This window comes from Staphylococcus caprae (assembly GCF_003966625.1).
Lineage (GTDB): Bacteria > Bacillota > Bacilli > Staphylococcales > Staphylococcaceae > Staphylococcus > Staphylococcus caprae.
On sequence record NZ_AP018587.1, the window covers coordinates 124,267 to 138,450 of the forward strand.

Consider the following 14,184-nt stretch of genomic DNA (forward strand, 5'->3'; position numbering starts at 1 on the left):
GATACAAACGATACGAAAAAGTGCTGGCCTTATGATTGTCATGTTTGTGTTATGTGGATTGTTATTTCCACTCACAGTGACAGCGATAGGCCAAATCACATTTCCCCACCAAGCGAATGGGAGTTTAATCAAACAAGACGGTAAAGTAATCGGTTCAGAATTGATTGGTCAACAATGGCATAGTCCTAAATATTTTCATGGTCGTATAAGTGCAGTGAATTATAATATGGATGCACAACAAGTTAAAGATAACGGAGGACCTGCATCAGGAGGCTCAAACCTTGCCAATTCTAATCCTCAACTTAAACAACGCGTTGAAGAGACGATTCACAAAGAGGGGAATTATCTTACTAACGATGCCGTTAGTGCTTCAGGTTCGGGATTAGATCCAGATATCACTGTGACTAACGCTAAAGCTCAAGTGAAAAGAATTGCTAAAGCACGAGGTATCAATCAAGTCACAATTGAGCGAATCATCCAACACAACAAGCAAACCTCACCCATGACCGAAGACTACGTGAATGTGTTAAAAATGAATATTGAATTAGATAAAGTAAAATAGATATATTTTTAGGAATCCCCTTGCTCAATGAATAGCGAGGGGATTTTTGTTGTATCTCAATTTCTAGTTCTACGCTCAAATTCTTATTGTGTAATCTTAAATACTGTAGTATGATGTTAAAACGTAATAATTACGATTTATAAACATTAAGGAGAATGAAATGACTAAGAGTTATGAAGTTTGGTGGCAAAAAGAGCAAGAAACTGATGATGATATGGCTCGTGACCACCAAGAAGCATGGGAAAGAACGATACAAATGTTAGATATAACTGATATTAAGAATAAAACGATTTTAGATTTTGGGTGTAATCAAGGAGGATTTTTGCGGAAATTATACGATGCAACACCTTTTAAAGAGGGCGTTGGTATCGATTTAGCACGTCTTTCACTTGAAAAGGCTGAAGCGTATAAAGGCAATAGACCAATTACATATTTTTTAACTGATCGGCCACAAGAAACTGGTAAAACCTATGATACTGCTATCAGTACATCCGTACTTTATTTAATAGAAGATGTTCCTCAACATGCTAGAGATTTAAAAGCAGTACTGAAACCCAATGGGGTATATTATGCAACGTTTGCAGATTTAACGAACAATCCAAGTCGCCAATATATGGATGACACGATTAATCAATATGGTGCCACGCCTTCTCAAAATCATTCGCTCAAGTACATTGTTGATAGTTTTATTGAAGCGGGATTTGAAGTTGCTGTAATGAAAGAAGCTGTGCCTGATGTGATTGATTTAACGCATTACAGCGACTTTTTCTTAACACCTAATGATTATTTACGCACGCTTTATGAGGAATCATTTTTAATCAAAGCGACTTTGAAAGAAGGCATTAATGAATGAAAAAGAGACTATTAATGACATTAACTGCAAGTGCAACATTGTTATTAGCAGGTTGTGGGCATTCATCAAAAGACGGGAAACAAGTGACGGTCTCATTACCTACAGAAGCAAAGGCAGATCAATTAGACGCACAAGGTTATGATGCTGCCATGCCAGTGTATAGTGCAGTTTACGAACCATTAGTCAAATATGATAAGCATAAAGGAGTTAAAGCAGGATTAGCCGAGAAGTGGTCTGTTGATCATTCCGGTAAAGTGTATGAATTCCATTTGAAGAAAAATATTAAATTCTCTGACGGGTCGCCACTCAATGCCAAAGCAGTGAAATTCTCAATTGATCGCGCAAAGGCGATGAACAAGAATACGACTGTTGAAACTTTACAAAAATTAGACAAAGTAGTAGTAAAAAATGACAACGTTGTTCAAATCAAATTAAAATCTCCATCTAATCAAGTTCTCAATGAATTAACACAAGTGCGACCTTTACGTATTATGAGTCCACATTCTGTTGAAGGGAATAAAGTCACTGGCAAGTTTAAAAAAGCGATTGGCACAGGAGCGTTTGTCGTCGATCATAGTGGCAAGGAAAAAACGACATTAAAGCCTAATCAACATTTCGATCAAAATCATCCTGTCCATTATAAATTAGCATTTCAAACTATTGAAGACGGGGACTCAAGGAATTCAGCGATTCAAAGTGGCTCAGTAGACATATCCGGTGGTGCATTAGGTATGCTCTCAGAACAACAGATTCAACAAGATAAGAAGAATAAGAATTTAAAAGTAGAAGAGGCTTCAAGTACTGTGAGTCATTTCATGGCTTTCAATCCTAATAACCCGGTATTAAAGAAACGTGCGATTCGTGAAGCAATCAGTAAAAGTATTGACACTAAGCATTTGTCTGATAAGCAAATGAAAGGCATTTTCCAGAATAGCGTGCAATACGTGAATAAAGATAATCAAGAAGACCACGTATACAATGTACAAGAAGCTAAGAAGTTACTTCAGAGTAAAGGTTATAAGAAGAATAAAGATGGTTATTTTGAGAAGGATGGAAAAACACTCAAGTTGAACTTAGCTATTCAAACAGCAGAATTTCCAAATTGGAAAGACCAAGCAGAGAAAGTACAGCGTCATTTGAAACAAGCTGGAATTCAATTGAATATTAAAACGTTAGATGCTCAAACCTATTACGATACATTATGGACTAAGAAAGATTATGACCTTATCTTTTATAGAACATACTCAGATGCTTTAATGCCATATAATTTCATGAATTCAGTCTTTAAGAATGCCGGCGGGAAACCAGGTGTTCTGGCTAATGACTCAACGTTAACGAAACAACTAGATAATTTTCCAACTCAAACATCTAAAGCTGCGCAACAACGTGCCTTTAATGATATATTCAAACACTTTAATCAACAATATTATGGTGTTCCCATTGCTTATCCAAACGAGACATTTGTGGTGAGTGATAAAGTGAAATCATTTAAATTTTCAGGTCTAACAGACGCACCTATAGACTATAAGACGTTGAAAGTTAATGAATAATGATGCTTAAACGCACATTTAGATTACTACTTTATTTGGTAGTAAGTTCTTTCATTATCTTTGTCTTAGTTGAAAAGACCTCTGGCAATCCAGCAATTCTCTATTTACAACGACATGGTTACACATCTATTACTGAAGAAAATATTGAATTAGCTCAACGTCATCTTGGACTCGGTCATCATATGTTGTTGAGATACCTCGATTGGCTGGGCCATGCACTTACCGGTAATTTAGGCTACAGTTTTAGTACACATGAACCAGTGACTTCTATGATATTGGAGTCTTTAGCACCAACGCTAACGTTAATTATGGTTTCTGCAAGTATTCTTCTGCCATTTGGATTTTTGATTGGATATTACATTGGTATACATCCACTTAGTCGGTTGTCACGTGTAGTACGAGGCTTTGCTCAGGTGATGACATCCATGCCTGAATATTGGATTGCGATACTTTTAATTTATTATTTAGGTGTTCAATGGCACCTTGTACCTTTTGTAGGAAGTGATTCATGGCGACATTTTCTACTTCCAATTATTACGATTGTCATGATAGACGGATGTCATATTCTTCTAATGACGTCACATCTTATCGAAGAAACGTTGGATAAGGATGCATATCAACTTGCACTATTAAGAAGATTTAAGTTAAAAGCACGTATGTTCATACAAATTAAAGACATATTTGCACCATTGATGACCATTTCAATTAATAGTGTTTTACATTTATTTGGTAAAGCAGTGATTTTAGAAGTCATTTTCAGTATGTCTGGAATAGGTAAATTATTAATAACTGCGATAAACCAGCGTGATTATCCCGTCATTCAAGGCATAGTTGTTATCGTCATCGTTACCATAATGATGACGAATTATATCGGGGACCTAATTATTTTTCACAATGAACCCAGACTTCAAAAACGGCAAAATGACCATAGAAAGATAGGAAGAGGCGCGTAGTATGACACAGCACTTAAAAAGATATTTAGCAATGACTTTAATAGGATGTGTCATGGTAAGTTTATGCATAATTGTGAATACAGAAGGGACAGATAGCACTCATGCATTACAGGCGCCTAATCTTAAACACGTATTAGGTACAGATCAACTTGGGAGAGACCTTCTTACAAGATTGCTTATTGGTAGTGGCGTGACGCTAGGTTTAACAGCTATCGTTATGGTTCTAAGTATTTTAATCGGTTTAACATTAGGACTTGTAGCTGGTATTGAAAGGAAATGGATAGATAAAGGATGTATGTTTATTGCTGATATGTTACTAGCCATTCCTTCTTTCATCATCGCCTTAGTTATACTCAGTTTAATGAGTAATTCAATGATGGGACTGATCTTTGCGCTGACCTTAGGCTGGGTCGGCCGATATTTACGTTATTTTAGAAATTTAACTCGTGATATTCAGAAAAGACCGTTTATTACTTATGCAGTATTAAGTGGAAATTCCATATTTAAAACAACGATGACACATACAATTCCGCATTTAGTCAGTAATATATTGGCTTTAGTCACTGCCGATTTTGGAAAAATTATGTTAAGTATTTCAGGACTTGCCTTTTTAGGTCTCGGCATTCAACCACCTACACCTGAATTAGGTACAATTTTGTTTGATGGCAAAAGCTATTTCAATGGTGCCCCGTGGCTCTTTTTCTTTCCTGGCTTACTTTTAGGAGGTTATGCCTTATTATTCCAAATCATCAACAAAAAGATAATGAAATAATTCATATATTAAAAGTTAAAGAATTAAATATTTATCATCGCGAACAACCTTTGATTAAATCAGTAGCTTTAGATGTAGGCCGTGGTGATTTTCACTGTATTATTGGAGAAAGTGGGAGCGGTAAATCTTTATTAACACGTACCATTCTTGGTATGGAAAAGGCGTCTTTAACATACGAAGGACATGTCGAAATTAATTTAGATAAAACAGATGCCATGTTTCAAGATGTACATAGTAATTTGTTTCAAAACATGACATTGGAGAAGCATTTTCAATATTTATATGAAGCAACACAATCTAATTTATCACAACAACAACGCAACGCTGAAGTCGTACAGATGCTACAAATGCTTGGGTTCGACAATGGCGAGGAATTACTGAACTATTATCCGTTTGAATTAAGTGGGGGTATGGCGCAAAGAGTTGCCTTCATCATGTCATTAATAAGACAACCCGAGTGCTTAGTGGTGGACGAACCAACGAGTGCATTAGATAAGGAGAACAGCGATAAATTTATGCGTTATTTAATTGATGCTGTTAATCGCTACAATATGACCATCATTTTTGTGACACATGATTTAAACTTAGTTCGCACGTATGCCACGCATATCAGTATAATGCAACACGGTGAAATCATTGAATCTGGAAAAGCTACCACAATTTTAGAAAATCCGAAGCATGATTATACTAAAAAATTAATTTCTATTGCGCAACGGAGACGAAATGATGCTTAAAGTTAACCAATTATCCAAATATATTAATCATAAAGTAATTTTAGAATGTATTTCTTTTAATATGACAGGGCAGTATTTATTAATTTGTGGAAAATGCGGAAGCGGTAAATCTACATTGGCAAAAATAATTGCTGGGTTAGACTCAGATTATTCTGGATACATGTCTTTTAATGGAACAGCTAAAGAGGATTTTACAGATAAAGCATGGATGAAAGACATACAGTATGTCCCTCAATATCAACGTGATACGTTAAATGGGCGAAAGACCGTAGAATACACATTAAAAGAGCCATTAATCAATTACAAATTTGATAAAGCAAGTTATCAAGATCGAATCGCTACAGTTATTGAAAAGTGCATGTTACCTAAAGAGATTTTAAAGCAACGTATTGAAACATTAAGCGGGGGACAATTTCAAAGAGTTTGGATAGCTAAAGCACTTATCGTTGAACCTCAAGTATTGATTCTAGATGAAGCAACAACTAATTTAGATGTGATAAGTGAAGAGATGATATTAGACATGTTAAAGTCACTCAACAATACAAAGTTAATCATCATCTCACATGATTCCTATGTGTTAAATACCTTTAAAGGCGACATGTTAGAACTAGATAAAACATGATTCATGAGTATTCAAATAGGTTGGATGTAGATTAGTGTGCTGGCTTTGAAAGGTAAACAAAATTTTAGAACAGGAAGATGAAATCCTTCATTAAGGATAGGATATCTGTCCTGTTCTTTTTTTGAACTTTTAATCAATAATGATAATATATAAATACAATTGAAAAGTAATTGATTTTTAAAAACTTTTAGTTTTTGGAGGAAAATGTATGCTTTCTATAGCAAGAAAAGAGTTTGTTGCTCTATTTAAAAGTATAAAGTCTATCTTAATCATTTTGATTATGATTGCTATCAGTTTAGGCATAGCAAAATTATTAAGTCTGTTTGGAAGTCAAATTAATAGTGTGACAGGATTAGAGAAAACACCATTCCAATTAGCATTATTGCTAACTGTGTTGCTCACAAGTCCTTTATTTGTTTTTACACTTTCTCATAACATTATAAATGAGGAAGTCAAAAGTAGAACGATCCGATTTATCGCTACTAAAATAAATAGAAGCCATATCTTATTAGGTAAGTTTATTGGCGCTTTACTATTTTGGTTAACTTGTCTATTTATTACAACGCTCTTATTAATTTTTTACTCTCATGAATTTTATTTATTAGAGTTATTACAATGTCTCGTGTTTGTGAGTTATTTCTTAGCGTTGGCGACACTGTTGTCAGTTCTCATTGATAATACGATATTAACTAACTTTTTAGGTATAGCACTTTCGTTGATCATGACTATATTAGGTTTATGGAGTATGAATTCTGATAAAATTTGGTTGAAATTATTCAGCTATATCACGCCTTACTTTTATTACCTTAAAGATAACCCTGCGATGCCTTTTATTGTAGTTATCTTTCCAGTAGTCTTTCTGATAATAAGTGTATATGTATTTAGAAAGAGGGATTTATAATGAATGCAATTCAAACCAATAATTTAACAAAAATTTATGAAGATAGAGAAGTTGTGAATCATATCAATTTAAATGTTAGTGAAGGAACGATATTTGGTTTTTTAGGTCATAATGGCGCCGGTAAATCAACTTTTATAAATATGTTAACAGGATTATGCCAGCCCTCTGACGGCACATTCACTTTAAATGTTGATAGTAAACGCGAGATTGGCGTATTACCAGACTATTCTTCTTTTTACAATCATATGACTGGAAAAGAACATATAAAATACTTTTGTAATATATTAAAGTATGATGTTTCTCAAAGCGAAATAGAAGATCTTTTCAAATCAATTGGCTTAGAAAATGGTTTGAATTTAAAGGTTAAAAAGTACTCTTTTGGGATGAAAAAGAAACTAGGGATTATACAAGCTGTAGTTAATAAACCTAAATTACTTTTCCTAGATGAGCCTACATCAGGCGTCGATGCGAATTCAATTTTATCAATACATCAATTGATTAAGAATATTGCTCAGTCTGGGACAACTATTTTCTTAACTTCACATAATTTAGATGAAATTCAAAAGTTATGTGATGAAATGGCTATTATGAGCCAAGGTAATATTGAAGTACAGGGGAATTTAGCACAACTAAGAGAAACTTATGAAGAAAGTCTGTCTTTAAAAATTGAGCATATGGCTTTAAATGAAGATCAAATGAATTTATTAAAAGAAAGATTGAATCATTTAAATCAAGAGATTAAAGATATAGACATCAATAGCGGTTTTACCAACCTTAAAATTAAAGAGAAAAACACGATCCCATCAATAGTGAAATTATATGTTACTTTGGATATAGATATCTTCAAAGTTGATTTAGAAGAATTGTCATTAGAAGATATATTCTTAAGAAGTAGCAAGCATGAAAAGAAAGATCAAAACTAATCGAAGTAGATATTATTAATAGAGGCAGATTTGGGAGAGCATTAAAAAGATTGAAGTAAGCCTTCGGTTTGTCTGCAGTAACTATTCGAGCAGTCTAAATGCTTATAGATTTAAAAGAAAAGCATTATTCTTAAAATATAAACGAAGTATTGAATATAAAAGTAGCAGTAAGAAGATTCTAACTAAAATCCTCCTACTGCTATTATTTTTGGTAAATGGTGTCCCGAACTGTTTTGGACTAAGAACAATGTCTTATTTTATAGTTAATGATTTTTTCGTTTGCCTAATCTATAAAATCCATAAGCGATAACCATCGCTATTGTGAATAAATCGAAAGAATGAACAAGTGCACTTTTAAAAGTCATTTGTAGCCAAAAATACCGAATAATAAACAGTATTATAGATTGAACTATAGGAGCTATTACCACAATTGAAAATGACTTATTAAATATAATACTATACATGATTAAAAAAACCGTTAATAGAGTAATAACCAACATCAAAATATTAGGTAACAATAAAATAGCCTCCGTTTAACTTATATTCTAATCTAGGATATTATTATATTTTTTAAACGGTATATCTTTCTATCGCTATAGTGAATTATTTAAGTTTAATTTCTTTTTCGCCTAATTTTTTATGAAGTCCGTCTGGATCTTTAACCTCAAGTGTGACTGGTGTTTTAGTATCTTTTAATTTATACATTTTAACGCCTTTTACTGTACCACCTTTGTTAATTTCATTATCTTGATTTTCTCTATATTTTTCATATAATTCACTGTCGTAAGCGTCGCCTGAATATAAATGTCTTTTAACATTTTTAGAATCTTGATACCCTTCGAAGCTTTCTAAAAATGCTCCGTTTGCTGTAATATCTTTTTTACCAGTTTTGTTTTTCACTTCATATACTACAGCTAAGTTTGGCTTTTCATCGTCCGAATATTTTGATGCTTTAAGAATTTTTGCATCTTTCAATTCAACATCATAGTTTTTAGTAGTTAATTTATCATTTTTGAATTTTGAGTCAGTTTTTTCTGAATCATCACTTTTATCAACGGAAACACTATCGGAAGATTTATTGCTTGAATCACTTTCAGATGAATCTTTGTGACCTCCACAAGCCCCTAGAATAAGTGTTGACGCAAATAAGAGTCCTAATAATTTCTTCATAATCAATATCCTCCTGTATGTATTTAATGGAATGAGTATGTAAAATAAAAATATCCAACTATTAATTTTAAAAATATATTAAAACAATGAATATTTTCATTAATAAGTATATCATTTGTGTTGCATAATAGTAATGCTTTTATTTAAATTTAAAATTCGAAAAAAACGCAAATAAGTAGGTTTAACTATAATTATTAATTAGTAATATTAAGTTATAACATTTAGTATGTCTGCATTTATATAGTATTAAAATACGCCAACCACTCTCATTTTCCTTCTAGTATAAGTCTTCTCATAACTCCTCAATTCTCGTTCAATCCACATTCCTCTCTTCACTAATTGAAATTTATTATCAATTATATTGACAATATGGTCCTACTCGTATACTATAATCTTCAAATCGTAACAATTACGATTTATTTTGTACAACTATTTTAAAGTTACTGATAGTTATAGGTACAACTATTTGTGACAGTAGCTTTAAAAGAGAATCCACAACACAAAGGAGTGTCATATGCATCGTCAGGTGATTGAATTTTCAAAGTATAATCCGTCGGGGAATATGACTATTCTTGTTCACTCAAAACATCATCCAAATGAATACGCAACAATTGCTAATCAATTAATGGCAACGACACATGTTTGTTGTGAACAAGTTGGTTTTATAGAATCTACGAATCACAATAATTGGGAAACATATCATTTAGTGATGAGTGGGAATGAATTTTGCGGGAATGCTACGATGTCATACATTCATTATTTGCAAGAACATCAACTGTTACAACATTCGCAATGTCAGTTGAAAGTATCCGGATATTCTCAGCTCGTACCTTGTAAGGTTCATAACCACCGATGTTACGAAGTGGGAATGCCTCAAGTACAACAAATCACACCAAGACAATTAGTCATTGCTGGGCAACTATATCACGTACTTGAACTAACTTATGAATCTTACATACATTTTGTCGTTCCAACGCAAGATATTTCGGTGTCTTTTAAAAAACAAGTAGAACAATTTGTGAGGACACAACGTTGGAACGTTAATTATAAAACCATTGGTGTCATGTTATTTGACACGCAGCAGCAGTTTTTACAACCACTCATTTATATACCTGAGGTGCAAAGTTTAATTTGGGAAAATAGCTGTGGCTCAGGGGCAGCTTCGATTGGTGTGTTTCAACAGTATCGAACAAATCAAGCGAGCAATGATTTCAAGGTGAACCAACCTGGTGGAAGCATTCTAGTTTCATCAACATTTAATGAACAAATGGGTTATTTAACATCTATTAAAGGTCAAGTTTCAACTGTCGCAACAGGACAAGCATATATAGAACAGGAGACGAAGACATACTTATGAACTTAAAGCATGATATACAGCATCGATTACAAACATACTTAAGCCAATTTGAAACATTATATAAACAAGTGCGAAAAGATGAGCAATACATTGATGATCTAGAAACATTGGTTGATCGATATAGTCAATTGATATTAAGCCCAATTGCGCAACATCAATTCGATTCATGGAACGATAAGGAAGCGAAAGTAAGATTAACGCAACAACTTCAAGATATTACTGCACAGTGCGTCAAACAAGTAGAAGTGATACGCGCTAAGCGATTGTTAGACGGAAGGGCGTCTACCTCTGGTTATTTCGATAATATTGAGCATTGTATTAACGAGGAATTTGGGCAATGTCGTATTAAGAAAGAAGATAAATTATTGCTTATAGGTTCAGGCGCTTATCCAATGACGCTCATCCAAGTAGCTAAAGAAACAGGAGCGTCAGTGATTGGAATCGATATCGATCCTCAAGCTTTAGATTTAGGACAACGTATCGTGAAGGTGCTTGCGCCAAATGAAGATATTGAAATCACGCATCAAACGGTCGATCAATTGGAAGATACACATGATATTACGCACATTATTTTCAGCTCAACCATTCCGATTAAATATGACATCTTAGACCAATTATATGAATTGACGAATGACAATGTTGTAGTCGCCATGCGTTATGGAAATGGAATCAAATCATTATTTAATTATCCATCTCAGAAAACGGATGACAAACATTGGTATTGTGTCTCTCAACAAACAAGACCTGATCAAATATTTGATATTGCCCTCTATCGCAAAGCTTCTGTTAAAGAGGGGGCTGCAAATGTCTAATACATTAATTGTAGGGAGTGGCCCTGTAGCCATTCAACTTGCACAAATATGCCATCAAGTGACGGATGGCAACATTGATATTGTGAGTCGCGCAAAGACGTCTATTAAGTCGCAACGTGTGTATGATGCGTATCAAAGCGATGGATATTTCCAAGTTTCCACTCAAAATGACGCGCATCATCAACTTTCAGGGCAATTTAAAGTTCATCAATTTTTTAAAGATATTAAAGATGTGGACCAAGAATACAATACGTTAATCATGGCGTGTACTGCAGATGCGTATCGTTCAATACTTGAACAACTCGCAACGTCTACATTACAAAGGGTGAAACACATCATCTTGGTCTCTCCAACTTTGGGATCGCACATGTTGATTGAACAAATCATATTAGAAGTGAACCCAGACGTAGAGGTGATTTCATTTTCAACATATTTAGGAGATACACGAATAATAGACGCCGAACAACCGCATAAGGTGCTTACGACAGGGGTCAAATCCAAGCTGTATGTAGGTTCTAATCACGCACACTCTAATTTGATTGAGCGCATTAAAACGTGCTTTGAACAATTAAAAATTCAACTCACAGTAATGGACACACCATTACAAGCTGAGATACATAATAGCTCACTCTATGTGCACCCCGCACTGTTTATGAATGACTTTTCATTACATGCAATATTTGAAGGCACCTCAGTACCTGTATATGTTTATAAACTATTTCCTGAAGGGCCAATTACGATGACATTAATCCGTGAAATGCGTCAAATGTGGCAGGAAATGATGACCATTTTAGACAAATTAAGTGTGCCGTCAGTCAATCTTTTGAAATTTATGGTGAAGGAAAATTATCCAGTACGAGCGGAAACAATGACTGAATGGGAGATTGACCATTTTGAACAGTTACCCTCTATACATCAAGAATATCTATTATACGTTCGCTATACCGCCATTTTAATTGATCCATTTTCGCAACCTGATGAAAAGGGGAACTATTTTGATTTTTCAGCGGTTCCATATAAACAAATTGAGGTTGATGAACGAGATACGATGCATATTCCAAGAATGCCAAGTGAAGACAGCTACCGAACATCGATCATTCAGGCAATCGGAAGGACGCTCGGTGTACAAACACCAATGATTGATCAATTCTTAGCTCGATATCGTGCATATTGCGAAAGTTATCAAACACAACATCCACATCAACGTGTATCGGCACAATTTGATCCACATGCGTATGACAAAGATATTGCCTTAGTGAATCAATTTTTAAAGGAAAAGCATTCTTAAATATAAAGTCATACGCCTTATTGATACTACAAAGACACACGATACGTCATACGTAAACATCTTCAACATAGAAAGAGGAAATGATATGAACAAAATAACAAGAATGAGTACAGTTTTACTGATATCAGGGTTGATATTAACAGGTTGTGGTGGCAATAAAGAACTAGAAGAAAAGAAAGAACATAAGACGTTGTCATATACCACAGTGAAAGATATTGGCGATATGAATCCACATGTCTATGGTGGTTCAATGTCAGCAGAGAGTATGATTTATGAACCACTCGTAAGAAATACAAAGGAAGGTATCAAACCACTACTAGCTAAGAAATGGGATATTTCGGATGATGGTCAAACGTATACATTCCATTTAAGAAATGATGTGACGTTTCATGATGGTACAAAATTTGATGCTGAAGCAGTAAAGAAAAATATAGATGCTGTTCAACAAAATAAGAAGTTACATTCATGGCTGAAGATATCAACGCTCATCGACAACGTTAAAGTGAAAGACAAATATACGGTGCAACTTCATTTGAAGGAAGCGTATCAACCAGCATTAGCAGAACTTGCGATGCCTCGTCCATATGTCTTTGTATCTCCTAAAGATTTTAAACATGGAACAACGAAAGACGGTGTGAAATCATTCGATGGTACAGGACCATTTAAAATGGGACAGCACAAAAAGGATGAGTACGCAGAATTTAATAAAAACAAAGAATATTGGGGTGAAAAATCTAAATTAAATAAAGTCGAAGCAAAAGTTAAGCCTGCCGGGGAGACTGCCTTCTTATCAATGAAGAAAGGTGAAACGAACTTTACGTTCACTGATGATAGAGGAACAGACAGTTTAGACAAAGACGGCTTAAATCAATTGAAAGAAACAGGACAATACCAAGTTAAACGAAGTCAGCCGATGAACACGAAAATGATTGTGGCCAATTCAGGTAAAAAAGACAGTGCTGTAAGTGATAAAACAGTACGCCAAGCATTAGGCCATATGGTAAATCGAAATAAAATTTCTAAAGACATCTTGGACGGCCAAGAAAAGCCAGCAACGCAATTATTCGCGAAAAATGTGACAGACATTAACTTCAATATGCCAACACGCGAATATGATACGAAAAAAGCTGAGAAGCTACTGGATCAAGCGGATTGGAAATTGTCTAAAGATAACAATGTACGACAAAAGGATGGAAAAGCACTCACGCTCTCAATGTATTACGATAAAGGTTCTTCTGAACAAAAAGAGCAGGCAGAATTTTTACAAGCTGAATTTAAAAAGTTAGGCATCAAGTTAAACATTAATGGAGAAACATCTGATAAAGTCGCAGAAAGACGAACATCAGGAGATTACGATTTAATGTTTAATCAAACGTGGGGATTACTCTATGATCCGCAAAGTACACTTGCAGCATTTAAAACTAAAACAGGTTATGAAAGTGCGACATCAGGCATTAAGAATAAAGCAGATTTATATAAAGATATCGATGAAGCTTTCAAAATACAAAATGCTAAAGAACGTTCTAAAGCGTACCAAAAAATCTTAAAACGTATCGATGATGAGGGCGTCTTTATTCCTGTTTCTTATGGCAGAATGACGGTGGTTGCGCCAAAAGATTTAGATCATGTGTCATTTACTCAGTCGCAATACGAACTCCCATTTAATGAGATGCAGTATAAATAAGGG

The 14,184-nt window shown here is 34.3% G+C and carries 14 protein-coding genes; 13 read left to right on the forward strand and 1 reads right to left on the reverse strand.

Features of this window, described 5'->3' with window-relative positions; translation table 11 throughout:
• The first annotated feature begins 1 nt into the window (after window position 1).
• The 9 genes from kdpC (at window position 2) to JMUB898_RS00545 (ending at window position 7,870) form a co-directional block, all read left to right on the forward strand.
• Window positions 2-562 carry a potassium-transporting ATPase subunit KdpC gene (kdpC, locus tag JMUB898_RS00505; RefSeq protein ID WP_037541827.1) on the forward strand — a complete coding sequence of 187 codons (561 nt, stop codon included), beginning with the start codon at window positions 2-4 and terminating at the stop codon, window positions 560-562.
• Between the two features lie 160 nt (window positions 563-722).
• The gene (locus JMUB898_RS00510; RefSeq protein WP_002444910.1) at window positions 723-1,415 is read left to right on the forward strand and encodes a class I SAM-dependent methyltransferase; all 693 of its coding nucleotides are present in this window, start codon (window positions 723-725) and stop codon (window positions 1,413-1,415) included.
• Window positions 1,412-2,965 (forward strand): ABC transporter substrate-binding protein, encoded by a 1,554-nt coding sequence (locus JMUB898_RS00515; protein ID WP_002444908.1) that lies wholly within the window; start codon window positions 1,412-1,414, stop codon window positions 2,963-2,965. Before JMUB898_RS00510 ends, JMUB898_RS00515 begins: the two co-directional genes overlap by 4 nt.
• 2 nt (window positions 2,966-2,967) lie before the next feature.
• Window positions 2,968-3,918 (forward strand): ABC transporter permease, encoded by a 951-nt coding sequence (locus JMUB898_RS00520; RefSeq protein ID WP_037541826.1) that lies wholly within the window; start codon window positions 2,968-2,970, stop codon window positions 3,916-3,918.
• 1 nt (window position 3,919) lies between these two features.
• Window positions 3,920-4,690, forward strand: a complete 771-nt coding sequence (locus JMUB898_RS00525; protein WP_002444903.1) for an ABC transporter permease — start codon at window positions 3,920-3,922, stop codon at window positions 4,688-4,690.
• A complete protein-coding gene (locus JMUB898_RS00530) occupies window positions 4,657-5,424 on the forward strand; it encodes an ATP-binding cassette domain-containing protein (RefSeq protein WP_050755037.1) in 768 nt (255 codons plus the stop codon). The genes JMUB898_RS00525 and JMUB898_RS00530 overlap by 34 nt, the downstream gene beginning before the upstream one ends.
• A complete protein-coding gene (locus tag JMUB898_RS00535; RefSeq protein ID WP_037541768.1) occupies window positions 5,417-6,046 on the forward strand; it encodes an ATP-binding cassette domain-containing protein in 630 nt (209 codons plus the stop codon). The genes JMUB898_RS00530 and JMUB898_RS00535 overlap by 8 nt, the downstream gene beginning before the upstream one ends.
• 208 nt (window positions 6,047-6,254) lie before the next feature.
• Entirely contained in the window at window positions 6,255-6,947 is a 693-nt protein-coding gene (locus JMUB898_RS00540) for an ABC-2 transporter permease (protein WP_002444896.1), read from the forward strand.
• Window positions 6,947-7,870 (forward strand): ABC transporter ATP-binding protein, encoded by a 924-nt coding sequence (locus JMUB898_RS00545; RefSeq protein WP_002444893.1) that lies wholly within the window; start codon window positions 6,947-6,949, stop codon window positions 7,868-7,870. The genes JMUB898_RS00540 and JMUB898_RS00545 overlap by 1 nt, the downstream gene beginning before the upstream one ends.
• A gap of 603 nt (window positions 7,871-8,473) precedes the next feature.
• Here the strand turns inward: JMUB898_RS00545 and JMUB898_RS00555 are convergent.
• Window positions 8,474-9,040, reverse strand: a complete 567-nt coding sequence (locus tag JMUB898_RS00555) for a DUF5067 domain-containing protein (protein WP_002444888.1) — start codon at window positions 9,038-9,040, stop codon at window positions 8,474-8,476.
• A gap of 514 nt (window positions 9,041-9,554) precedes the next feature.
• On the opposite strand from JMUB898_RS00555, the gene cntK reads away from it, so the two are divergent.
• The 4 genes from cntK to cntA all read left to right on the forward strand — a co-directional run bounded on the left by cntK (window position 9,555) and on the right by cntA (window position 14,181).
• A complete protein-coding gene (gene cntK, locus JMUB898_RS00560; protein ID WP_002444887.1) occupies window positions 9,555-10,397 on the forward strand; it encodes a histidine racemase CntK in 843 nt (280 codons plus the stop codon).
• Window positions 10,394-11,209 carry a staphylopine biosynthesis enzyme CntL gene (gene cntL / locus JMUB898_RS00565; RefSeq protein WP_002444886.1) on the forward strand — a complete coding sequence of 272 codons (816 nt, stop codon included), beginning with the start codon at window positions 10,394-10,396 and terminating at the stop codon, window positions 11,207-11,209. The genes cntK and cntL overlap by 4 nt, the downstream gene beginning before the upstream one ends.
• A complete protein-coding gene (gene cntM, locus JMUB898_RS00570; protein ID WP_002444885.1) occupies window positions 11,202-12,497 on the forward strand; it encodes a staphylopine biosynthesis dehydrogenase in 1,296 nt (431 codons plus the stop codon). Before cntL ends, cntM begins: the two co-directional genes overlap by 8 nt.
• 85 nt (window positions 12,498-12,582) lie before the next feature.
• Window positions 12,583-14,181, forward strand: coding sequence for a staphylopine-dependent metal ABC transporter substrate-binding lipoprotein CntA (cntA, locus tag JMUB898_RS00575; RefSeq protein ID WP_002444884.1), 1,599 nt, complete (start codon window positions 12,583-12,585; stop codon window positions 14,179-14,181).
• Window positions 14,182-14,184: the final 3 nt, after the last annotated feature.

What these genes read in the sequence shown, in the direction of transcription:
- JMUB898_RS00520 (WP_037541826.1), top strand. Translation starts at nt 2,968, where the DNA reads ATGCTTAAACGCACATTTAGATTACTACTTTATTTGGTAGTAAGTTCT.
- cntA (WP_002444884.1), top strand. Translation starts at nt 12,583, where the DNA reads ATGAACAAAATAACAAGAATGAGTACAGTTTTACTGATATCAGGGTTG.
- JMUB898_RS00515 (WP_002444908.1), top strand. Translation starts at nt 1,412, where the DNA reads ATGAAAAAGAGACTATTAATGACATTAACTGCAAGTGCAACATTGTTA.
- JMUB898_RS00540 (WP_002444896.1), top strand. Translation starts at nt 6,255, where the DNA reads ATGCTTTCTATAGCAAGAAAAGAGTTTGTTGCTCTATTTAAAAGTATA.
- JMUB898_RS00535 (WP_037541768.1), top strand. Translation starts at nt 5,417, where the DNA reads ATGCTTAAAGTTAACCAATTATCCAAATATATTAATCATAAAGTAATT.
- JMUB898_RS00525 (WP_002444903.1), top strand. Translation starts at nt 3,920, where the DNA reads ATGACACAGCACTTAAAAAGATATTTAGCAATGACTTTAATAGGATGT.
- cntM (WP_002444885.1), top strand. Translation starts at nt 11,202, where the DNA reads ATGTCTAATACATTAATTGTAGGGAGTGGCCCTGTAGCCATTCAACTT.
- cntK (WP_002444887.1), top strand. Translation starts at nt 9,555, where the DNA reads ATGCATCGTCAGGTGATTGAATTTTCAAAGTATAATCCGTCGGGGAAT.
- cntL (WP_002444886.1), top strand. Translation starts at nt 10,394, where the DNA reads ATGAACTTAAAGCATGATATACAGCATCGATTACAAACATACTTAAGC.
- JMUB898_RS00555 (WP_002444888.1), bottom strand. Translation starts at nt 9,040, where the DNA reads ATGAAGAAATTATTAGGACTCTTATTTGCGTCAACACTTATTCTAGGG.
- JMUB898_RS00510 (WP_002444910.1), top strand. Translation starts at nt 723, where the DNA reads ATGACTAAGAGTTATGAAGTTTGGTGGCAAAAAGAGCAAGAAACTGAT.
- JMUB898_RS00545 (WP_002444893.1), top strand. Translation starts at nt 6,947, where the DNA reads ATGAATGCAATTCAAACCAATAATTTAACAAAAATTTATGAAGATAGA.